This is a genomic window from Prevotella sp. oral taxon 313 (assembly GCF_003043935.1).
Classification (GTDB): Bacteria; Bacteroidota; Bacteroidia; order Bacteroidales; family Bacteroidaceae; genus Prevotella; species Prevotella jejuni.
Map to the genome: position 1 here is coordinate 913,819 of NZ_PYXE01000001.1, position 23,563 is coordinate 937,381.

The window sequence follows — 23,563 nt, forward strand, 5'->3', positions numbered from 1 at the left end:
ATGCAAGACATCGCTTAATGAAATTAGAATACAGATAGAAAATGGAAATAGAAAACAGTACGGCACGTCGTCCAGAACACCGACGTCGTAAAAAAGAAATCAACGACAGGTTCCTACCTATCCGTCAATGGCTTAACATCATCTTCATGGTTGGGGCCGTTGTGGGCGTGGCTGTCTATCTACTTGCCGATACAAACACACCCGGTATAATAATAATTCTTGCATCGATGGTCTTTAAGATGATCGAAAGCCTACTCCGTTTTATTCGTTAAATGAAGAGACTTACTTTCTTATTTGCGCTTTTTGTGCTCGTGGCCAATGCTGCCCTGGCACAGACTGATGACACCTCTATGCCTAATGATGACGGTACGTTTACGGCTGATGGATATAGGAATAATCGTAAATTAGGGCGCTCTGACTCTATACAAAGTCAGCATAAAGAGATACCACGAGGGATGAAGGTGTGGACAATAGACGAACGTTTCGGCGACCGCAAGGCTGCTGTTCCTGACACGTTGTCGTATATGTTCATGAATGAAGGGCTGACCACTGGACTGCGAGGGGAGTATAATGTATTGGGAAACCTTGGCTCTCCACGTCAGAACCGTATCTTTATTGATCGCGCTCTACCGTCAGAGTTCCTTTTCCTCGACCCGTATAGTATGTTTATCGTGCAGCCTGGTGACTTCCAGTTCACCTCCACACTCTCGCCGATAACGGTTCTTACCTATAATACAGCGGGTAATCGAAACAACGGAGAAGACCGCTTTAAGGCTCTCTTCGCAGTTAATGCGGGTAAAGAATGGGGCTTTGGCTTCAAGTTCGACTACCTTTATGGACGCGGATATTATAGTAGTCAGAGTACTTCTCTCTTTAATTACTCTATGTGGGGGAGCTATTTAGGCGAACGCTATCAGGCTCACTTGCTCCTATCTCTTAATCATCAGAAGGTTGCTGAGAATGGGGGTATCACCAATGATGCCTATATCACGCATCCAGAGTCGTTCCGTGACAGTTATAGCGAAGAGGAGATACCAACCGTGCTAAAACAGAATTGGAATAGAAACGACAATCAACACGTCTTCTTTAATCACCGTTATAGCCTCGGTTTCTTCCGTAAGGTGCCAATGACAGCAGAGGAGATTAAGGCGAAGGAGTTTGCCCTTAAATCCCATAAAGCACAGGCTGCTGAGAAGGATAAAGAGAAGGCTCGACGACAGGCAAAGGCGAGAGGAGAGAAATTCGACGAAGAGGCATACGACAAGACGAAGCGTTCTGCTGGGCGTCCAGACGATGCTGTGATTGCTGGTGATGTACCACAAGCGAAGAAGGATACGGCCAATGTGAGTGGTAGCGACCGTATGACGGTCAACTTGGAGGACTCTACACAGATGGCTAACCTTAAGAAGAAGGACGCTTTGGCTAAGGACTCTACACAGAAATGGATGAAGGATGAGTATGTGCCAGTGACGAGCTTTATCCATACCCTACGTTTTGATAACTATCGTCGTATCTATCAAGCCTACGACACTCCGACAGATTTCTATGCACAGAACTATTTTAACTATGGTAGTGCTGCGAATGATTCTATCTATGACACGACAAAGCACTGGGCATTGAAGAATACTTTTGCCCTCGCTCTACTTGAGGGTTTCAACAAGTGGGCCAAAGCAGGACTGAAAGCCTTTGTCTCTTACGAGTTGCGTCATTACACACTTCCTTCTATGACAACGCCATCGGGTGCTACTGTCTCCCTATATAATGGTGAGCAGACATGGAACCAACACGACGTGTCTGTGGGTGGTCAGCTGTTGAAGACACAGGGTAAGACCTTCCATTATGACGTGAGTGCTGAGGCCTGGGTGGCTGGTAGTCGTGCGGGACAGGTACATGTGGATGGGCATGCCGACCTTGGTTTCCCACTCTTGGGAGATACTGTTCAGTTGGCTGCGACGGCTTTCTTCCATCGTTCTGCCCCTTCCTTCTATATGGGTCAGTACTTTGGTAAGCATTACATGTGGGATAATAACCTCGGTCAGGAGATACACTCTCGTCTTTTGGGTGAGTTCTCTCTGAAGAAGACGCGCACTAAGCTGCGTGTAGGTTATGATGTTCTCAAGAACTATACCTACTTTGGTATACAGAACGACCGTGTACAGAGTGGTGATAACTACCTTGTTCAGCATAACAATCTGAATGTCCGTCAGTCGGGCAGTCCTATTAGTTTGCTGACAGTACAGCTCCAACAGGATTTCCGATTGGGTATCTTTAATTGGCAGAACGTGCTGACCTTACAGAAATCAAGTAAGGAAGATATACTCCCTGTACCGACCTTCAACGCTTATAGTAACCTCTTCATTCGATTTAGAATAGCACGTGTCTTGGATGTTGACCTTGGTGTTGATGGTCGTTACTTCACGAACTATTATGCTCCTGAATATATACCGGGCATAGGCAGCTTCGGCATACAAGAGACGGAGGCAAGTCGTACGAAGATGGGTAATTATCCGCTTCTTAATGCGTATGCGAACTTCCAACTCCAACACACTCGCTTTTTTATAATGTTTACACATGTGAACTGTGGGGATGGAGGAAGGTATTTCTATACACCTCACTATCCTCTCAATCAGCGATTGTTACAGTTCGGTATTAGCTGGAACTTCTTCAATTAATCATCAAGAGAATAAGGGATTAAGGTGATAATAGAGAACAATAACATAACAACCAACAGTCTTGCAGCATGGATACTGGCTGCGCGTCCGAAGACGCTCACCGGTGCTATGGTGCCTGTGATGATAGGTACGGCATGGGCTTGGAGGTTAGGTGGCGGGGAGGACTTTCGGGTCTTGCCTGCTGTACTTTGTTTTCTCTTTGCCTTTCTGATGCAAATAGACTCCAACTTCATTAACGACTACTTCGATTGCATAAAGGGTAACGACAATCGAACGACACGGTTAGGACCGAAACGGGCTTGTTCGGAAGGGTGGATAACGCTCCCTGCGATGCGGCTGGGGCTTGTCATCACCTCCGTAATGGCTTGTCTTGTAGGACTTCCACTCATCTTCTTTGGTGGTTGGGAGATGATTGTCGTAGGAGGAGTGTGCGTTCTTTTCGCTTTTCTCTATACCACTTATTTCTCTTATTTAGGTTTAGGAGACGTACTGGTATTAGTCTTCTTTGGTATCATCCCAGTAGTCTTTACGACCTACGCCATCCTGCCCAATCATTCACAAGCCCTTTGTCTTCAAGTGATTATGTCGGGAGTTATATGCGGATGTGTGATAGATACCCTCCTTGTTGTCAATAACTATCGTGACAGAGAGAACGACAAACGTGACGGAAAGATAACACTCATCGTACGAATAGGTGAGGGAAGGGCAGAAAGGCTCTACTTAGCTTTAGGGCTTGTCGCTTACCTTCAGCTGCTTCTTCTTCTCTTTTCAGGGGAGAGCGGTAGTCTTCTCACCTTCTTATTCTTGTTCATCATCTTCCTACCCTATAGTGTCTTGCATTACAAGACAGCCATGCGAATGAAGAAGATAAAGCGAGGCAAAGAGCTGAACACCATCTTGGCACAGACAGCCCGTAACATGCTGCTCTACGGAATAGCAACCGCAATAGCAATCGTTAGCATGTAAAATGTTCCCGCCAAGCCCCACCTGTTATTATCACAATTCCTTATCACCCAACATTCAACACCCCTCACCCTTTAACTCTATTCATCATCACCCAACACCCAACACCCCTCACCCAACAATGCAACAACCCAATCTTGAAATAATGACCTTTGTGGAACGTCAGATACTTCCACGATACAATGATTTCGGACGGAGTCATGGACTCGGACATGTGCAACGTGTCATTAAGAGTTCGCTTGCTTTAGCAGCCGTGACAGGCGCCGACGTGAATATGGTCTATGTCATTGCGGCCTATCACGACCTTGGTATGGAAGGTCCACGGGCCATCCATCATCTCACAAGTGGTAAGATTCTCGTTGCTGACCAACGCCTTCGTAAATGGTTCTCTACCGAACAGATAAAGATTATGAAGGAAGCTGTTGAGGACCATCGTGCCAGCAGTTCGCGGGTACCACGTAGTATTTATGGGAAGATTGTGGCTGAGGCTGATCGCGACCTCGAGCCAGAGGTGGTCTTCTCTCGTGCCATTCTCTTTGGAATAGAGAACTATCCAGAGAAGAACGATGACGAGATGTGGCTGCGTTTCCGTGATCACATGAAAGAGAAATATGGGCGTTCTGGTTATCTGAGGCTATGGATACCAGGTTCTCCGAATGCTAAGAACCTTGAGACGATACGTAAGACGATAGATGACGAAACGGCATTAAGAAAAGTATTCGACCGTATCTATCGACAGATACGAGAAGAAGATAAATGAAAGAAAAGAACAGAATAAAAGATATGACGAACGAAGCTTTAATGCGAAGGGCCATCGAACTCTCGGCCGATAGCGTACGTAATGGTGGCGGACCATTTGGGGCTGTTATTGCTCGAAGGGGTGAGATCATCGCAGAAGGTAGTAATGGTGTAACGATTCAGAATGATCCAACGGCACACGCAGAGGTATCTGCTATCCGTAAAGCCTGTCAGAAGCTGGGTACATTCGACCTCTCAGGCTGTGACATCTATACCTCTTGTGAACCTTGTCCTATGTGCTTGGGTGCTATCTATTGGTCGCATCTCGATAAGATTTACTATGCTAACGACAGAAAGGACGCTGCTAACATCGGATTTGATGATGATTTCATCTATCAAGAGATAGAGGTAGCACCGCAGTATCGCAAGAAACCATCTGAAATACTGCTGCGTGATGAGGCGATAAAGGTGTTTCAGCTGTGGGATGAGAAGCTGGATAAAACGGAATATTAGCGTCCCTAACCATAGAGTCAATGTCGCACACAGCTGTCGCATTGATTTTTTTCATATCGTTAGTACGGCGGTTAATCTACTAAAAGGGTGATGAAGAGAGAAAAGATAAGAATAACAAGGACCTTAGTTATCACGGTGTTTGTCTCGACACTACTGATAGAGTTTGTCTTGTTGTTTATGCATGGATGTTATGATGGTGATGGTCTTCGTTTTAATCTACGGGAGCAGACTTTCTCTGTAGAGGAGGGCTGTGTCTGTGGAGGGGGCTTAAACTTTAGCAGTGAAGATGCTGCAGATAAGTTCTCTGTCATTTATAATAAGAATATACACGCCTTTTGGTATGATAGTTACAATCCATCTGTCCTTGATATCAATAATCTCCCCGCCTGTTGCCGTGTTGTTTTGCATGACGATACGTTGTTACTTCATCGTCTGCCATTGCTGCCAAATACAGCTTATAACGTCTATCGTATGTCTGGTTGTCGCAGGGTACGGACGTTAACCATTGTAACAGACCAACAGGGTAAGGTTGTTCATTATCGTAAGAATAATTTTTAAGCGAGATAGTATGCGGTCTAAGAAGAAGGTGTCTTTGATGAGAAGAGTTCTTCTTGTGTGTTCAGAGGGGTTGTGAAGGATTTGTGTTATAGGATAAAAAAGTGTATCAGATGGGTATGAGTAATAAAAGATTGTTTAGGAGTTTAATGTCGTTTCTCCTTCTCCTCGTGGGGTTGGGACAGCCAGTGTATGCCCAATACACGTCAGGCCAAGACACTACACGGTGTCTATCGGTGCGTGACTCTTCAGCAACGGAGGCCTTTGGGAAGAAGACAGATAGGCAAGTTACCGCTTATTATTATGCTAATAAAGCAAGTCTCGTAGATAAATACTTTCGTAGGGGGATGTCGAGAATAAGCATACTGAATATTCCTAAGGGTAAACGACCTGCCCCAGAAAGCTATTTGAAACGAAGATATATCAGGCGACACCTAAAGTACTTTAAGGCTGGTGCTTCTTGTATCGTTTCTAAAGCGATGTTAGAACGATACGATGGTGACTCTATCGGGAAAGCTGATAACAGTCAGTTTATTATGACAAAGGCTGAGATGGATAGCGTCTTGACAAAGAGTCATGGTGACTTATCACGTATTGAACATGAGTTGGGAATCCCTTCTGGGGCATGGAAACATCGGGTGTTGGTAAGAATTGACATTCCTAAACCAAAGAAACTGAGGTTGAGAATGGCGTCGGGAAACGAGGTCGGGGCGAATGTACTATGGCTTCCGGGTGGTCTCTTACCTACTGGATATAAGGAGGCGGTGATAGATAGGATTCCAAAAGGGAAATATAAGGCTTCGCTGATAGTACTTACTGGAGAGATAGATGACGGACTCGCTGTGCCGAATAAGAATGAACAGAAATAGTGGAAAGCTGGTGTAGTGGGCTTAAAGAGGGGATATGGTTATAGAGGAAGGGCTGTCGATGAGGCCGTGAGGTGGCTAATAAAATAGTTGACATATATTCGGACATGAATAGACTACGGCTTTCAAGTATTTTTCTTAGAATTGTCTTGAAATGAGTTAGTGGCATATAGCTTTGAGGAAGTCCCTTATTTATGGTTCTTCCGTTAAATGTGTAGATTGTTAAAAGAATGAGATTAATCCATATACATGGTAAGATTACCTCCAATAAGATTGTTTTATAGGGGGGAGTAAACTATATGATAAATGTAATTAGGTGTGATGTCTATCTGTCGTCTATAACCTGCTTATTTCCTTATTAAATCATGTTTGTAAACTATTTTCGTACATCTCAAACCCAATACATGCTCTTTTGGCTTCTAAAAGACGCCCTTTAAGCTTGCAAAAGATGCTCTTTAAGACCCTTGCTAACGCCCTTTTGAAGTCCAATTAGGCACCTTTTACTTTATACTTGGTAACTAATTGATACCCTGTTGATTGCAAACTTGCTTCATGTGTGTATTTTTGCCGTTAGTTATAGGTATTTTCCTTGAATTTATGTAATGATTTTTCAAACCCTTGCCTGCAGGTTTTCGAAGTCTTAAAACGAAAAGATTTTCAATGAAAGAGGATGACAATAGGATAGATAGTTGACTGTCTCAGCTATATTCGTGTTTAATGAGTAACTTTGGCTCTTACGTTAAAGCACTACGAAAAGCGTCCACACATTTAACGGAAGAACCTTACTTATTAGTAGAGAGAGACCGTTGGCGGAGTGACATCGTACTCGTAAGTTATTTTGTAAATACACAGGATGAGGGGAGTGTGGCCTGTAAGCAGAGGGAACTTGGGACTGGTTGCAGGATAATGGGCGGTCTGTTCTTTATTTGCTTGATACTGCTTTGAGACGGATTTATATGGTTGAGAAGTTATGACCCTTGTTGTCTCCTTTGAAAAACATGTAGACCTATCCTCCAGAAAAGCCGTACGACGAGGACGGTTAGTAGGAGAGATAGTACGCCACCAATGATGTAGGCTGTTCTTCTTTGGTCCCAGTAGTAGGTGTTATTATCAATGAGGTGGATGGAAGAAGGACTTATTTGGCGTGTAAGACCTTGATAGGTAAGACTGTCAGTATGGGTCCCGTCCTGTAGATTAAATATAAAGTATCTACCGTCCGCCTTACCGATCACGGAGTCACCAATCACTTGTATGTGTGTAACGTCAGATATTAGTATCTCGTTGTAAAGGTCGTCTTTCTTGCATATACCTCCATTGTCGGGTGTATCAATACTGCTCAGTTCGTAGTTATTCTTCAGTGGTGTGCTCCAGCTATCACCAATTCCTATATCCGTTCCAAGAATGATTGCGATGATAATCATTGCTACTAAGCTACTTGCAGCGTAGGTGAAAAGAGCCACACCCGGCGTGAAGAAGGAGAGTATCATCCTCCTCTTCCTCTGTTCTTTACAAAGGAAATAAGTAAAGGGGAGCGTTAGTAAGCCTGATACTAAGGATAGTAGTAGGAAGATAACGGCCCAGAAAATAAGAACGAAAAGTATTCCCATATTTTATATTGTTTAATTTAAAGAGAAGAGAGTGACGATACTCTCTACCTCTCTTTGATGTACTTAAAATGATGTTATCGCCTTTTCAAGTGATAGAGACATCACGCTTTATGGTGTTCATCTCCGTCTCTTGAGACAGTATTGGCTAACTCTATGATAAATGAGTACTCCCAACACGCTCCGTCTCTGTACATAGATAATACGTCTCTCCACCCAAAATAAAAGTTGCTGTCATTACTGTCATTCATTCTCATCACCTAACTTATTAATTTACAGGAGGGTTGCATGAAATGTTAAATATGACAGCAAACTAAAATAAAACTTATCTTGTATAATATGTAATGATATAGAGTAAGAGGTTATCGCTCATATTCATCTGATTTATACGTCGTTTATTATTAGAAGCGAGAGTGTTAGCTTATCAGACCAACGAGGCCGACAAGGGTGGTGGAGTACTGGTTGACAACTTATCTTATTGATGTTCTGCCAACTTCTCTTTGCACAATGCAAGTGCTTCCTCGGCTCTTCCATCTATTAAATAAGCAGGGAAAGCGTAGTTGGCATTGATAGTTTTTAGGTTGTATTCCATTGTCTTGCGTTTTATCCACGATGGTTCGCTTGCAAGAACCTCTGTAGGATTCTTCATTTGGATGGTTATCAACCTATTACCCTTAAAGCGTATCAAATCGAAATCGGCTATTTCACGCCATAATATTTCCTTAGCTCCATAGATAGAAAGGCCGCTATCAGTAAACTCAATATCTTTCTTATGGGTTATGATAAGTTTTATCTTTCTATAAGTCATGTATAAAACACTTCCACCAAAGAAGGTGACGGAGAGTACACCAGCAACCTTTATCTTCCAAACAGGATAGGTTGTTGTGGAGGTATCCATGGTAAGGAGCCATATTCCTAAGATTGTAAATGCTATGCCACCTAAGTAAGCAAGGGTCTTCTTTGTCTTATTCATATCTTTATTGTTTGATATTCTTCATACTTAATCCAATGCGTTTGCGACGCATGTCGACCTCAACAACACGGACACGGACGTGCTGATGGAGGCGAATAACCTGTGTGGGGTCGGAGACGAAACGGTCGGAGAGCTGGGAGATGTGTACAAGTCCGTCTTGATGAACACCGATGTCAACGAACGCACCAAAGTTGGTAATGTTCGTCACAATACCCGGTAGTTCCATTCCAACAATGAGGTCGTTGAGGGAATGGACGTTCTTGTCAAACTCGAAGACCTCCACCTCGCCACGTGGGTCACGTCCTGGCTTCTCAAGTTCGGCAATGATATCACGTAGGGTAGCCTCTCCTAATCCTTCAAAAGGGGGCAGAGATGTCTCGCTCAAACCCTCCGAAAGAGAAGGAGTAGTCCTCTTCGAACCCCCTGAAAGGGTGTTAGTAGCAATCTCACTATCAGTTGCAGAAGACTTACTATTAGACCCTCTTCTCTGCGAACCATTACCTATAGTCTCCTTCGCTATCGGAGAGGAGGAACGAGGAGGGAGACTGCTTGGGCTTAGAGAGGTAAGACCTTTATGGATGTAGCGTTGGATATCAATCTGAGACAAGAGTGACTTATTACCAATCAAGTCCTTTATCGTACAGCCATGGTCCTTTGCCATCTGTTCAACAATGTGATAGCTTTCGGGATGAACAGCAGAGTTGTCGAGCGGGTTTTTGGCATTGGGGATGCGAAGGAAGCCTGCACATTGTTGGTAAGCAGTATTACCCAGACGCTTCACCTTCTTTAATTGGGTACGAGAAGTGAAGGGACCGTGCTCATGACGATAGTCGATAATGTTCTGAGCAAGGGCCGGACCGAGTCCGCTAACGTAGGTAAGTAAGTGACGAGAGGCTGTATTGAGATTGACTCCCACCTGATTGACACAACTCATCACCGTTTGGTCGAGTGAGTGCTTGAGCTTTGATTGGTCGACATCGTGCTGATATTGTCCGACACCGATACTCTTCGGGTCAATCTTTACAAGCTCGGCAAGAGGGTCCATGAGCCTTCGTCCGATGGATACAGCACCACGTGTGGTAACATCTTCATCGGGGAACTCCTCACGTGCTACGGGTGAAGCAGAATAGATGGAAGCACCGTCTTCGCTCACTACATATCTTAATATATTCCCAAAGTCGTTCGTTGTGTCTTGGAGAATATTACTAATGAAAGTCTCAGACTCCCTACTTGCCGTACCATTACCAATGGCAATAGCCTCAATCTTATAGGTGTTTATCATCCTTTGCAGCGCTTCTGTGGCTTGTCTCACCTGGTTGCGTGGAGGATGCGGATAGATTATCTCGTGATGGAGAAGAGTACCTTGTTCATCCAGACAAGCTATCTTACAACCATTGGCGAAGCCGGGGTCGAGGGCAAGAACACGTTTCTGACCAAGTGGAGGGGACAGGAGAAGTTGACGGAGGTTCTCTGTAAAGACTTTAATAGCTTCTTCGTCGGCACGTTCCTTACTCAAGGCTGCGAACTCATTCTCCATACTTGGATTGATAAGACGCTTAAAGGAGTCTTCAACAGCTTGGCTGACAAGGGTCTGACAAAGACTATGTCCACGTACAAACTGCCGTGTTAGGCGTGAGACACATTCCTCCCCCTCAATCGTAATACTTACTCGTAGAATACCTTGAGACTCACCTCTACGCATGGCAAGTAGCCTATGGCTGTTGCATCGACGGAGTGGTTCAGAGAAATCAAAGTAGTCGGAGAACTTCTGTGCCTCGTCTGTATCCTTCATCTTCTTGATAACTTTTGATGAGATGATGGCCCCACGATGGTAAGCTGTGCGGACAGTATTACGTGCTTGCTGGTTCTCTGATACAATCTCGGCGATGATGTCTAAGGCTCCTTCTAACTCCTTCGAAAGGGTGAGAGAAGCCTTCCCTAACCCCTCCAAAAGGGTGGAAATATCTACATGCTCACGGGCGAATAAAGACCCTTTGGTTCCTCCTTGATATTCCTGCCAAGCACTTGCAAGCTTGTCTCTCTCCTTTTCGGATAAGCAGGAAAGATCTGTTCTCCTCCCTACAGAAGGGTTGGAAGAGGCTGCCACGCTCATGATCTCTAATGCTAAAGGCTCCAATCCTTGTTCACGAGCAATCTGTGCTCGTGTGCGTCGTTTAGGTTTATAAGGTAGGTAGATATCCTCCAGTTCGGTAGCATCCATACAAGACAGAATCTTAGCCTCTAATGCTGTCGTGAGTTTCCCCTGCTCACGAATGGTCTTGAGGATAGTTTCCTTACGTTTAGCGAGTTCTTTCAGACGGTCGTAAAGTTCGCTGATATCGGTTATCTGAACCTCATTGAGGTTTCCTGTACGTTCCTTTCTATAGCGAGAAATGAATGGGATTGTACAGCCTTCGTTGAGTAGGATGAGGACTGCCGATACACTTCTGCGAGGGAGGGAAAGTGATTGAGAGATAAAGGAGGCCTCCTTCAGATCTCCAGAAAGGGAGGGTGTCGTATTCGCAGTCTGCTCGTTATTATTCATTGGTTCGGTCTTTTTGCCGTATGATGTTGGTCTATCCATTTATAGATGTTTTTTTGTTTGTATAGAGAGGAGAGATTACATCCCTCTAATCTGTGGAGAACAGGATAAATAGCGAACTACCTCTACAAGGTAGGCTATACTTTTAATACTCATTTACCCTTGTCTATTCTATCTTTATAAGCACTTTTTACTTATCATCTCCCATTCCTTGTTTGTCATGCGTGAGTATCTTTTTCTCTACTTGTTTAGAATGGAACAGTTTATGCCAATACCTTATCTCCTTCTTTTAGAGGGTTTGGTAGAGGCTTTTCGGGTCTCGATAACGATGGTCGGACGCATCTCTTGTCGTGGGTCCTTCCTATATGTAATAAGGTGTAGGGCGGAGATATCAGTAGACTTAATGCTCTTTGGCATTGCTTCTGTTATGCTTTTGGGTGAGAGCATATACTCAATGATAGTCAACCGCTTATGTGGTTTCTTCGGTCTACCATCTATTATCCATTGTAGTTCAGCAAAGGAGTTGGTCCTAATGAAGACGATGTCTCTTGGAGTCTTACAGAAAGTAAGATTATTCCCTTGCTTTATCTGTTCTTCTGGTGAGAATATTTGTATAGACTCAATGGCATAGGGTGGAATGAGTCTGAGTCTGTTTGCCACAATTTCTTTGGCCGAATCCGAACGCATCTCATTGATAGTGACATGCAAGAGGGAGTCGGGTAGGGGTGTACCATCAATGACACAAAGGGCTTGCCCACGTGTGCTGAGGGTGACAAGCATTGTCAGTAGTATGCAAGTCAGGAGTCTTTTCAACTGTAGTTTCGTCATCATCTTTTGTTCACCAAACTTATTTATAGGCATAAAGCAAGATGGGTTTCTTACTTTTATCACAGATGGCTTCAATCTTCTTCAGCATAGCTGGGCTTGTAGTGAAGCATCCCCACGAAGCATTGGAGAGTGGGAGATAGGAGGTTAGGTGGTGCATAATATCCACGTAACGAGAGCTATGAATGAGGATATGTCTCCGTCGTGCATTATCGTTTGAACTATCAAGACCATCAAGGGCAAAGCATAGTCCAACATTAGCAGAATAACTTTTCTCAGCAATCTTGAAATGTCCAAGACTCGAACATTGACTTCCCTCCTTGTTTGAGAAGCGTGGTTTCCACGCACTGTTGCCTTCTCCTTTGCCGTGTGCACAGGGTCCTGTGTCGAGCACGGATAATGTGTTTAAGTCGATGATAGCCATTCTGTCCTCACCTGACGGGCGTGAGAAATCAACGAGGACACAGTAGTCTTCGTTAAACCCCTTGTCGTGACAGATTTCCCACACGTCTTTGAATTGGCTTTGAAATGTGTAAGACTTTATCTTCCAATAGCCTTTTACGCCAAAGTTGAGCGTTAAGAAGAGGAGAAGGAATAAGATGAAAAGGCGGCCTCTCCTCCATCCTCTCCCTTGTAGAAAGGGGTGTGCACAGTGCGTTATCCCCATCGTTTGGGCATCCTTTGACTTGTTTCTTGTCTTATCGTTTCCCATTATTTATCTAATAGATAGTGTTATCTCGATGTCCACACCCCTCTCCATTCGGAGAGAGGATGGGGATGAGGCTGATAGCGATAGATATTCTTTCTACATCCCTCTGGCCTTCAGAAGACCCTTTGTATCAGGTGCCTTTAGACCAGTAAAGTCTGAGAAGATAGTCATAAGGTCACGAGTATTACCACGTGAGAGAACCTTCTGGCGGAAATCATCACCCACCTTACGAGTCAGTGCACCGTGTTCTGCAAAATAGTCAGCAATATTCACGGCCAATACCTCACTCCATAGGTAGCTATAATAACCTGCTGCATAACCTCCACCCCAGATGTGGTTGAAGTAAGAAGTTGAATAACGAGGAGGTATCTGAGCGTTTAGTAGACCAATCTCAGCCAACACCTTCTTCTCAAAAGCAGGTGCCTCTTCAGCTGTTGGAACCTCAGAAGGAGAGAGACAATGCCAAGCCATATCCAAGCAGGTCGCTGCAAGGTTCTCACCCAATGCGTATGCCGAAAGGAAATTGAGCGATCCAAGCATCTTCTCACGCAATGTGTCAGGCATAGGCTCATTGGTTTTGTAATGGCGTGCATAGTGGTTGAACACCTCTGGAATACTTGCGAACGACTCATTAAACTGTGATGGCATCTCTACGAAGTCACGTGCTAAGGCCGTACCGCTCAATGTGTTATACTTACAATGAGATAGCATACCATGCAGGGCATGTCCGAACTCGTGGAACATCGTCTGTGTCTCGTCCCAAGTAAGGAGTGTTGGTTGACCTTCAGGGGCCTTCGCATAGTTGCACACATTATATATTAATGGTTTCTGATTCCTATCTAAGCTCTGCTTGAGGAAGGCACTCATCCATGCACCACCGCGCTTTGTTGGACGGCGGAAGTAATCACAATAGAACAGAGCCAACTGCTTACCATCAGCATCAAGTACGTCGAATACCTTCATGTCCTTATGATAAGTAGGGATATCCTTACGTTCACGGAAGCTAAGACCATAGACGCGATGGGCCGCATAGAAGATACCATTGACAAGAACAGAGTCAAGATTGAAGTAAGGTTTCACGTCATCATCTGAGAAGTTGAACTGGTCCTTCTTCATCTTTGACGAATAATAGAAGCGGTCGTAAGGCTGGAGAGCAGTAAACGAGTTGACAGGTTGACTGGTAGACGAGTTATTTGCGTTAACTTGTTCACCTGTAAACTTGTCTACTTGTCCACTCGCTAACTTGTTCACTTGCCCCTTCATATACTCCTCAATCGCCTTTGTCTGCTCCTCAGCCTTTGGTTTATAGGCACCAATCATCTGGCGGAGAAAGGCATAGACATTATCCGTGTTTTTTGCCATAGTCTTCTCCAAGGAGTATGAAGCATAGTTTTTATAGCCCATCAACTGCGCTTTCTCAGCACGAAGACGCGCTATCTTCACGATGATAGGGAAGGTGTTGTAAGCCCCCGTACCGTCTGTACGATGGATAGAAGCATTGTAGACACGCTCACGTAGGCTACGGTTGTCGAGGCTTGCAAGGATAGGTTGCTGTGTGGTGTTCGTAATCACAATACAATAAGGTGCCTTACCGCCACGGCTTTCAGCATCTTTCTTACACTGAGCAATATCTGCTTCGCTGAGACCCGACAGTTCCTTCACATCGTTGACCCATACTGTTGCCTCATTGGCAGCTTTCGGAAGCATATCGCCAAAGTCCTGCTGAAGTTTTGCCAACTCCTTATTAATCTCTTGCATACGTGCCATCTTCTCCTTTGGGAGCAAGGCACCAGCATGAGTGAAGTCTTTATAGACTACTTCCAGCAGCTTCTTATCCTCGCCTTTGAGCGTATTGTATTCGTGGTCATATACATATTTAATACGTTGGAAGAACTTCTGATTAAACTTAACCTCGTTCTCAAACTCCGTCATTAAGGGTACTATGCTTCCTTGAGCCTTCTCTATTTCTCCTGTCTTATCGGCTGATACGAGTGCATAGAAGATGTTTGATATACGTTCCAAGTTCTTTCCACTCCGCTCGTAAGCTAAGATAGTATTGGTGAAAGTAGGCTTCTGCTTGTTGTCTGTAATCTTCTTTATCTCAGCTCTTTGCTCAGCAATAGCCAACTTGATGGCAGGCAGGTAGTCTGTACCCTTGATATGACTGAAATCAGGAGCGTTAAAAGGTAGCGTACTCTGTTTCATAAGCGAATTACTGACCGTCTGTGTCGTCTTCGGTCTTACGTTTTGTGCCTGACCTGTAAGTGCTGTGCAAGCAAGTCCTGCGGCCAGTACAACATTCTTGAGGTTCTGTTTCATGTTTTTAATTGTTGGGTATTGAATGTTGGGTAAGGGGGGGATGGGTGGTAGGTGTTAAATGTTAGGTGTTGATACCACCTATCATTTATCTCCATTTGAGCATCCGAAGCGAATCAGGTGTTAAATGTTAGGTGTTGATGTAATGCAATTCAACTTACTTCCATAGTAACTCCATGGTGGTAGGTGTTAAATGTTAGGTGTTGATATCACCTATCATTTATCTCCATCTCCATCTCCCTTTATTCCGCAAACTTACATAAAAAAAACGAGAGTATCAAATAAATCGAATAAGAAGTTAAGGTTTCTTCTCTCATAGAAAGAATGGGTGAGCAGAAGATACAGACGTGGTCAAGCGAAAAGTGCACACTTGCCCCTTTCAGAGTTGAGGGGAGTGTAACCACTGAGATACGTCTATGAGAATCTTAGAGAAGGTATCGCACATCACGAGATAAGTATTAAAACAGCAGTAGACAACAGGGAGGAAGAATGATAGACGGTATGATAACAAACGAAGGGAATGGTGGACTTGTAAATAGTTTTCAGTCGGCTTGAAACCAATACTTGCCCTTCAAGGATGAAGAAGAGGCCTAACTACGTTCAAGAACATGCCCTTCTTGCCTCTTAAAGATGCCCTTCTTGCGCCTTGAAGACGCCCTTCTTAGGTGGTGTATATAACTGATTGATTATGTGAAGGTTATATGATCACTTTTATACGTGCTTTGCTCTCTCGTTCCCAACGTTTTACAAGGTTGTTTGTAATGATTTTTCAGGACACTCTAAACAGCTTAGATGACCGACAGCGACGGCGAGCTTTGAATGGACAAAGGGTAGAATGAACAAGACTACGCATTACGTTCCTTCCATGAATGTAATCTACACAATAGGTTAAACGTAATTTTACGTGGGATTATCACAGTGTTCATGCTCCTATTTCATTCAGAAACGAATATGAGGTGAAGCCTGTCGAAGCATTTTGGGATGAGTGTTCTGATATGATAAAGACTGTTTGAAACCTCATTCAGAAGGTGGGGTAGTAGAAGATTTGTTGCTTTCTATACCCCTACAGTCAGCCTTAGTCGCCCATATACGTCCCCATAAAACAGAGGTTATTATACCGGTCAAGGACGTAATAAAGGAAGGGGTGGTCAGCTTTGAAGCTAAAGGAAGACGTGTTATCATTTGCGGAGAGATAAGCAATGTGGGTTACTTGAATGGCTTTTGCACTGACTCCGTCTTCATTAACATTCAGGTTTATCTGTTGGAAGACATCATCGACAGCAAGAGGTTGCGCACTCATCCTACTGAAATCGGCTTCATGAGAGAAGAGATTCGCCAGTCCCATGTCCCCATACAACTGCTTCAACGGGATATTCGAAGATGTAGAAAAGCAAGGAAACAGTACGTTTACATTGTCGTATGTCTTGGTGCTTTGCGCTATTTTACGTAGTTCTTTGACGGTTAACTTACGGATGACATCCTGCAAGTTAACCTTCTTCAGCGGTAGGATAGCATATAGTCTAAAACCGTTCTGTAGAGGCATTAGCAGCACCTGATAGTCCTTTGCGTTATAGCCTTGGTACATTTGCATCGTATCATCGTTCATCATCATCCGAACCTGGCGTGTTCTCCCATCTTCACAATGGAATGGCATGGACTTAGTAAGCTCCTTATAGAACGGTAAAGACCAAGCCGTCTTGAGCGTAACAGCATTGAAAAGCTGTGCTGCACGTGGTCCTGTGAGGTTGATGGGCAGCTTCGTAATGTCTCCTTTGGTTATCGTCTTACAGAGTTTGTTTGCTCTTTCTTTTCCCTTCGGAGTGTTGGCATTGTCGATAATATTGGTGAAATAATCATGTTCTAACACCTCTTGAAAATCGGGTAAAAGCTTTGTTTGCCCATTCAGTATTAGGAAGTTGGCCGTAATCATGTATCCTGACGAATCGTTCTGTTCGTCAATTCCTCCCTTTCTCTGACCAATCAGCATCGTTCTATTTAGTGAGTTGATGTCCTCAAGGTCGTCAGCAGTATAGCCGAGAGCCTTTGAGATAACCGCTTGCGTCTTCCCATTCGCCCCATTGTTGAGCATATTCAGCGAATAGATGACGGCCATTGGTGAGAGAGCCACACTCTCCTTCCCCTTTTTATTAGCAAGTAGTTGGAACAACTTAAGGCTGAACGCATTAGAAGAAGACACCAACCTCTCCTCTTTCTCAGACAGTTGATAGTCGGGATCAGCCTTCTTGGCAGCGTCCTCAAGGGTAGGCTGCAAACTTGTTGTAGCCTCCTTGGCAGTTTGTTCAAGTTTCTGTAAAGCCTTCTTAGATTGTGTACAACAAACTAATAAGAGTAGGATGGGTAGGAATAGAAGCTTTTTGGCCATAGCGTTGCGTATGTTTAGATTTAGAAAAGACGACATCAAAGATACAAAAAGAATTGGGTAAACATCTATAAAGACATACTTTTTCTATCAAAAAGTCTTTTTTTTAGCTTTTTCAACCACATTGACACACATTTTTTATACTTTTGCAAACCGAATAGAAGACAATACATCTTATCCTAATAAAAATCATTCTTTACATGAGTAATTTACAACTATCGCCAATAAGAAAGACCATTGTGGGAGTTCAATTCCTCTTTGTAGCTTTCGGCGCAACGGTCCTCGTCCCTCTACTTGTGGGGCTTGACCCAGCAACAGCGTTATTCACAGCAGGTTTAGGAACGTTTATCTTTCATTTTGTAACGAAAGGTAAGGTTCCTATTTTTTTAGGTTCTTCCTTCGCTTTCATCGCCCCTATTGTCTATGCCTCAGGTCGTTGGGGTATGTCAGGGACCTTGGCAGGAATCGCTGGTGTGGCCCTTGTCTACTTTGTGATGTCTGCTTTGATTAAATGGCAGGGCAAGAAACTATTAGACAAGCTGTTCCCTCCAGTCGTGATAGGTCCTGTGATTATTCTGATAGGCCTTTCTTTATCTAAGTCAGCGGTTGATATGGCAAAGACAAATTGGATACTTGCCTTTATCTCCTTAGGTGTTGCCGTCGTCGTTCTGTCCATGGGACGGGGCTTGATGAAGCTTGTTCCAGTAATTAGTGGTATCGTTGTAGGTTATTTAGTGGCTATGTATATGGGTGTGGTAGACTTTACTAACGTTAAAGCTGCGCCTTGGTTAGCATTACCTCCAGCGTTAGCTCATTTCCATTTGCCGCAGTTCTCTTGGGAAGCCTTCCTCTATATGATACCTGTAGCGATAGCTCCAGTGATAGAGCACGTGGGAGATGTTTATGTGGTAAGTGCCGTTGCAGATAAAGACTTCACAGAGTCTCCGGGCTTACATCGTACGATGTTGGGTGATGGTTTGGCTTGTTTAGCAGCTTGTTTCCTTGGTGGTCCACCGGTGACAACCTATAGTGAGGTGACAGGAGCAATGAGTATTACGAAGGTGACCAGCCCTCAGGTGATTCGTATAGCAGCCGCTACAGCCATCATCTTCTCGATCATCGGTAAGCTGAGTGCCCTCTTGCGGAGTATTCCTCCAGCTGTCTTAGGAGGTATCATGTTGTTGTTATTTGGTACGATAGCGTCAGTTGGTATTCAAAACCTTATCCAACATAAGGTAGACTTCAACCGTACACGTAACATCATCATCATATCTATCACCTTGACAATGGGTATTGGTGGGGCTGTACTGAACTATAAGAGTTTCTCAATCAGCGGTATCGGACTCTCAGCAGTTGTCGGTGTCATCTTAAATCTACTCTTGCCACCTGCAAAGGAGAAGAAGCTTGCAAAGAAAGAATAAGCTTATCAGTACATTAGTCAGATAAGCAGAATATACGAAACCTCCGACCTTTAGAGTGCTTTTCAGTCACTGTAAGGTCGGAGGTTGATTGTTTTTTATCAGTTGGAGAGCGAGTCTCTATACTGCTGTTTAATCTTTTCTTCGAGCTCCTCTAACGTTTGTTTGCTATTGAATAAACTCTTGATAAGGCGATAGCCTAACCATATCAAGATCATTCCTACAAGTGCAAGGAGATATTGAAGTACGATACTGTTTACGATAGTCTTTGTGTAGTTCTCGCAGATAACAAAGCCTGCAATGAAGATGACATAGTCTATCCAGCCTGAACCTTTATAGCTTTGGGCAATGTGTTGATACTCTTCGTTGTTGGCAAGAACCTCTTTGCGGTGCTCTGCCCAGTTCTTTTCAAATTCTTCGTTGGTCATGGGTTGGGTGTTGGGTGATGGGTGTTGAATGTTGGGTGATGATGAATAGTGATGTGAAAGGGTGGGGTGTTGGGTGTTAGGTGATGATGAATAGTGATGTGAAACGTTGGGGTGTTGAATGTAGGTGATGATGAATAGTGATGTTATACTTATACTTTCATTAAATCGCTCATTATGGAGTCGCTGACATAAATGCCGTTGCGGGTGAGGTGGAGATGGCCGTTATCTTCCTTCAATAGACCTTGCTGTAGTAAAGGGGTTGCAAGACGCATGAGGTGGGTGCGGTATTCTGCAGAGAGCAACGATAGGTTTATTCCTTCACATGTGCGTAGGGCTGTCATTACCATATCGTTATAATGGGTGTCAGCATCAATCTCTTCCTCCTCACAAGGACGTCTGTTCTCTTGTAGAGCAGCGATATATGCCTTTGTGTCTGCTATGTTCCAACTTCTTTTACCATTGCTGTAAGAATGGGCAGCAGCACCGATACCGATATAAGGAACGTTGTGCCAGTAAGAACTATTGTGTTGGGAACGATAAGGACTATGCACTTTAAGCATTGAATGATGGGTGTTGAGCTTAGCAAAGTTACTAATCTCGTATTGCTCATAACCGGCTTCGGATAAGCGGTCGATGAGTCTGTCGTACATCTGACGATAAAGTTCATCGTCCATGTCCTTTACCTTTCCCGCTTGAAGGAGGCGGTAGAGGGGAGTTCCTTCCTCATACATAAGACTGTAAGCAGAGATATGCTCGACATCTAAAGTAAGTAGTCGCTCTATATCTTCCTCCCATTCTTCAAGCGTCTCATTGGGGAACCCGAACATAAGGTCGACTGATATGTTCTTGATCTTGACGTCTCGTAGACGCTTGACTGCTGTCTCCACCTCGTCAGCTGTATGTCTACGGCGTAGGAAACGTAGCCGTTCATCGGAGAAGGTTTGTGCTCCCATTGAGATACGATTGATAGGTAGTGAACGCAAGCTCAGCGCAAACTCTTCCGTTACATCATCTGGGTTGCACTCCATAGTGACTTCAATAGGTGCGGTAGTGGTGCACCTGTTGCTCTCTGTATCCCATCCTAAACCAATGTGATATACCTTATCTATTGTTTGGAATATCTTCTGTAGGCTCTTAAAAGAGAGCTGTGAAGGAGTACCACCACCTAAGTAGATACTTGTCAAAGCTGTCGTTATCCCACCAGACATCGTATTGTCTTTCTCCGCACGCAGCTCCATCTCATGGCAGATAGCGTCCACATACTGTTCTTCAACAGAACGTCTTTCATCCTTCTTCCTTGCTGGTACGGTGGAATAGAACCCACAGTAAATGCAACGACTGGCACAGAAAGGTATGTGAATGTATAATCCTAACATGATAGAGCGTGTATGTGTATATATTAATGTATGCCTTACAAGAAACAATGCAAATGTACTAATAAGTTTTAAAAGAACTTGTTTTTTTCGTAAGAAACTTTGGTGCTTTCATTGAAAATGCCTAACTTAGACCGCTGAATGGATGAGTTAAGACTTATCCCCTATAATCGAATAAATTATTACTAACAGCTTAAATCTATCAGATATGAGAGTATATCAGACAAACGAGATTAAGAACATTGCCTTAGTTGGTAGTGCGGGTAGCGGCAAGACAACCCTTGCCGAAAGTATGTTGTTCGAAGCTGGTGTCATTAAACGCCGTGGTTCAGTTGAAGCTAAGAATACAGTTAGCGATTACTTCCCTGTCGAACAGGAGTATGGATATTCTGTATTTCCAACGGTGTTCCATGTTGAATGGAACAATAAGAAGCTTAACATCATTGATTGTCCGGGTAGTGATGACTTCGTTGGGGGCGCTATTACTGCGCTTAACGTTACTGATGAGGCTGTTATCCTTATTAATGGCCAGTATGGACCAGAGGTTGGAACGCAGAACATCTTCCGCTATACTGAGAAGCTGAAGAAGCCTGTTATCTTCCTTATTAATCAGTTGGATTCTGACAAGTGCGACTTTGATAACCTTATCTCAAGCATACGAGAGATTTATGGTTCTAAGTGTGTTCCGGTGCAGTATCCTATTGAGACGGGTCCAGGCTTTAATAGTTTGATAGACGTTCTACTGATGAAGAAGTACAGTTGGAAGCCTGAAGGAGGCGAGCCGATTGTTGAAGACATCCCTGCCGACCAGTTACCAAAGGCAATGGAACTACATAAAGCGCTCGTTGAAGCTGCTGCAGAGAATGACGAAGGATTGATGGAGAAATTCTTTGAAGAGGAGACTCTTACAGAAGATGAGTTGCGTACTGGTATCCGTAAGGGCCTCGTAACGCGTTCTATCTTCCCTGTTTTCTGTGTTTGTGCAGGTAAGAGTATGGGTGTTCGTCGTCTGATGGAATTCTTAGGAAATGTCGTTCCTTTCGTTGATGAGATGCCTAAGATTCATAATACACGTGGTGAGGAAGTAACGCCAGACAGCAAGGGTCCGGAGTCACTCTACTTCTTTAAGACGGGTATGGAACCGCATATTGGTGAGGTAAGTTACTTTAAGGTGATGAGTGGTTGTGTAAAGTCTGGTGACGACCTGACCAACTCTGACCGTGGTTCTAAGGAACGTATGGGACAGCTTTACGCTTGTGCTGGTGCTAACCGTATTGCTGTCGACCAGCTTAATGCGGGTGATTTAGGTTGTACGGTTAAGTTGAAAGACGTGAAGACTGGTAACACCTTGAATGGTAAGGGTACCGACCAACGTTTCGATTTCATCAAATACCCTAACTCTAAGTACTCTCGTGCCGTTGAGGCTAAGAGCTCACAGGAGACTGAGAAGCTCATGGCAGCTTTATTAAAGATGCGTCAAGAAGATCCGACATGGGTTGTCGAGCAGAGCAAGGAGTTGAAGCAGACGATTGTTCATGGGCAGGGTGAGTTCCATCTCCGTACGCTTAAGTGGCGTTTAGAGAATAATGAGAAGCTGCAAGTAGTGTTCAAAGAACCAAAGATACCATATCGTGAAACGATCACTAAGCAGGCTAAGGCTGAGTATCGCCACAAGAAACAGAGTGGTGGAGCAGGTCAGTTTGGTGAGGTGCACTTGATTGTTGAGCCATACGCAGAGGGTATGCCTGACCCAACAACTTATAAGTTTAATGGGCAAGAGTTCAAGATGAATATCAAAGGACGTGAAGAACGCGACCTCCCATGGGGCGGTAAACTTGTGTTCATCAACTCTGTTGTCGGTGGAGCTATTGATGGTCGTTTCATGCCAGCAATCCTGAAAGGAGTGATGGACTGCATGGAGCGTGGTCCTCTTACGGGTAGTTACGCACGTGATGTACGTGTGATTGTCTACGATGGTAAGATGCACCCAGTTGACTCTAACGAACTTTCATTCACCTTGGCAGCTCGTCATGCTTTCTCAGATGCCTTTAAGGCGGCTGGTCCAAAGATACTTGAACCTATCTATGACTTAGAGGTCTTTGTGCCAGGTGACTATATGGGCGATGTGATGAGTGACTTACAGGGACGCCGTGCGATGATTATGGGTATGGACTCTGAGGCTGGTTACCAGAAGCTGCAGGCTAAGATTCCTTTGAAGGAACTTGCTAACTATAGTATTTCACTGAGTTCTCTCACTGGTGGTCGTGCAAGTTTCACAACCAAGTTCGCAAGCTATGAGCTTGTTCCTAACGACATTCAGCAGAAGTTGATAGCTGAACATGAAGCTGAAGTGAAGGAAGAAGAGGAATAAACATACCATTTTTTAGATTAATATAAGTGAAGAGGTTGATTCGATGGTTACGTGATGTGGTATCGAATTCAACCTCTTTTCTTTTTGTTTTTACGTAGTTGTTTCTTTAAGATTTCTCTGAATAACCACGTGAAAAAGGCCACTGAAAATAATAGAAATAATACAGCTTATTACAAGAAAAGTTTTATTTTAGTTTGCTGTCACATTTAACATTTGCCGTAACCGTACTGTGAACTAATGAGTTAAGCGGTCGGATTGAGTGACAGGAGTGACAGGAAATTTATTTTCTCATAAATCCTCTCGCTTTTACTTAACCA

General features: G+C 44.0%; 18 protein-coding genes. 9 read left to right on the plus strand and 9 right to left on the minus strand.

The window, feature by feature from the left end; all coding sequences use genetic code 11:
- The first annotated feature begins 41 nt into the window (after nt 1-41).
- From AXF23_RS03560 to AXF23_RS03590, 7 genes are all read left to right on the plus strand, one after another.
- A complete protein-coding gene (locus AXF23_RS03560; RefSeq protein WP_089366776.1) occupies nt 42-272 on the plus strand; it encodes a hypothetical protein in 231 nt (76 codons plus the stop codon).
- Entirely contained in the window at nt 273-2,672 is a 2,400-nt protein-coding gene (locus AXF23_RS03565; RefSeq protein WP_107624321.1) for a putative porin, read from the plus strand.
- A gap of 24 nt (nt 2,673-2,696) precedes the next feature.
- Nucleotides 2,697-3,638 carry a 1,4-dihydroxy-2-naphthoate octaprenyltransferase gene (menA, locus tag AXF23_RS03570; protein ID WP_107624322.1) on the plus strand — a complete coding sequence of 314 codons (942 nt, stop codon included), beginning with the start codon at nt 2,697-2,699 and terminating at the stop codon, nt 3,636-3,638.
- Between the two features lie 118 nt (nt 3,639-3,756).
- The gene (locus AXF23_RS03575) at nt 3,757-4,395 is read left to right on the plus strand and encodes an HD domain-containing protein (protein WP_107624323.1); all 639 of its coding nucleotides are present in this window, start codon (nt 3,757-3,759) and stop codon (nt 4,393-4,395) included.
- Between the two features lie 23 nt (nt 4,396-4,418).
- Nucleotides 4,419-4,886, plus strand: a complete 468-nt coding sequence (locus AXF23_RS03580; RefSeq protein ID WP_009013157.1) for a nucleoside deaminase — start codon at nt 4,419-4,421, stop codon at nt 4,884-4,886.
- A gap of 90 nt (nt 4,887-4,976) precedes the next feature.
- Complete coding sequence (locus AXF23_RS03585) at nt 4,977-5,444, plus strand: hypothetical protein (protein ID WP_107624324.1); 468 nt, start codon at nt 4,977-4,979, stop codon at nt 5,442-5,444.
- A 116-nt stretch (nt 5,445-5,560) separates the two neighbouring features.
- Nucleotides 5,561-6,310 (plus strand): hypothetical protein, encoded by a 750-nt coding sequence (locus AXF23_RS03590; RefSeq protein WP_107625781.1) that lies wholly within the window; start codon nt 5,561-5,563, stop codon nt 6,308-6,310.
- A gap of 965 nt (nt 6,311-7,275) precedes the next feature.
- On the opposite strand, the gene AXF23_RS03595 is transcribed toward AXF23_RS03590, so the two are convergent.
- From AXF23_RS03595 to AXF23_RS03625, 7 genes are all read right to left on the minus strand, one after another.
- Entirely contained in the window at nt 7,276-7,914 is a 639-nt protein-coding gene (locus tag AXF23_RS03595) for a hypothetical protein (RefSeq protein ID WP_199222157.1), read from the minus strand.
- A gap of 472 nt (nt 7,915-8,386) precedes the next feature.
- Nucleotides 8,387-8,884, minus strand: coding sequence for an STM3941 family protein (locus AXF23_RS03600; RefSeq protein WP_107624325.1), 498 nt, complete (start codon nt 8,882-8,884; stop codon nt 8,387-8,389).
- 4 nt (nt 8,885-8,888) lie between these two features.
- Nucleotides 8,889-11,468, minus strand: a complete 2,580-nt coding sequence (locus tag AXF23_RS03605) for a Tex family protein (protein ID WP_107624326.1) — start codon at nt 11,466-11,468, stop codon at nt 8,889-8,891.
- Nucleotides 11,469-11,702: 234 nt separating this feature from the next.
- On the minus strand, nt 11,703-12,287 hold the full coding sequence (locus AXF23_RS03610) for a 50S ribosomal protein L19 (protein ID WP_107624327.1): 585 nt from the start codon (nt 12,285-12,287) through the stop codon (nt 11,703-11,705).
- On the minus strand, nt 12,274-12,963 hold the full coding sequence (locus AXF23_RS03615) for a murein L,D-transpeptidase catalytic domain-containing protein (protein ID WP_107624328.1): 690 nt from the start codon (nt 12,961-12,963) through the stop codon (nt 12,274-12,276). Before AXF23_RS03615 ends, AXF23_RS03610 begins: the two co-directional genes overlap by 14 nt.
- 93 nt (nt 12,964-13,056) lie before the next feature.
- Complete coding sequence (locus AXF23_RS03620) at nt 13,057-15,279, minus strand: M3 family metallopeptidase (protein ID WP_107624329.1); 2,223 nt, start codon at nt 15,277-15,279, stop codon at nt 13,057-13,059.
- 1,072 nt (nt 15,280-16,351) lie between these two features.
- Nucleotides 16,352-17,659: a serpin family protein gene (locus AXF23_RS03625; RefSeq protein ID WP_107624330.1), complete on the minus strand. Its 1,308-nt coding sequence runs from the start codon at nt 17,657-17,659 to the stop codon at nt 16,352-16,354.
- Between the two features lie 197 nt (nt 17,660-17,856).
- Between AXF23_RS03625 and AXF23_RS03630 the strand changes: the two genes are divergently transcribed.
- Nucleotides 17,857-19,077: a uracil-xanthine permease family protein gene (locus AXF23_RS03630; protein WP_107624331.1), complete on the plus strand. Its 1,221-nt coding sequence runs from the start codon at nt 17,857-17,859 to the stop codon at nt 19,075-19,077.
- 98 nt (nt 19,078-19,175) lie between these two features.
- Here AXF23_RS03630 and AXF23_RS03635 read toward each other — a convergent pair whose 3' ends face one another.
- Both AXF23_RS03635 and hemW read right to left on the minus strand, forming a co-directional pair.
- Nucleotides 19,176-19,502: a hypothetical protein gene (locus AXF23_RS03635; protein ID WP_009013144.1), complete on the minus strand. Its 327-nt coding sequence runs from the start codon at nt 19,500-19,502 to the stop codon at nt 19,176-19,178.
- A gap of 149 nt (nt 19,503-19,651) precedes the next feature.
- A complete protein-coding gene (gene hemW, locus AXF23_RS03640; RefSeq protein WP_107624332.1) occupies nt 19,652-20,878 on the minus strand; it encodes a radical SAM family heme chaperone HemW in 1,227 nt (408 codons plus the stop codon).
- A 205-nt stretch (nt 20,879-21,083) separates the two neighbouring features.
- On the opposite strand from hemW, the gene AXF23_RS03645 reads away from it, so the two are divergent.
- On the plus strand, nt 21,084-23,246 hold the full coding sequence (locus AXF23_RS03645; RefSeq protein ID WP_107624333.1) for an elongation factor G: 2,163 nt from the start codon (nt 21,084-21,086) through the stop codon (nt 23,244-23,246).
- Nucleotides 23,247-23,563: the final 317 nt, after the last annotated feature.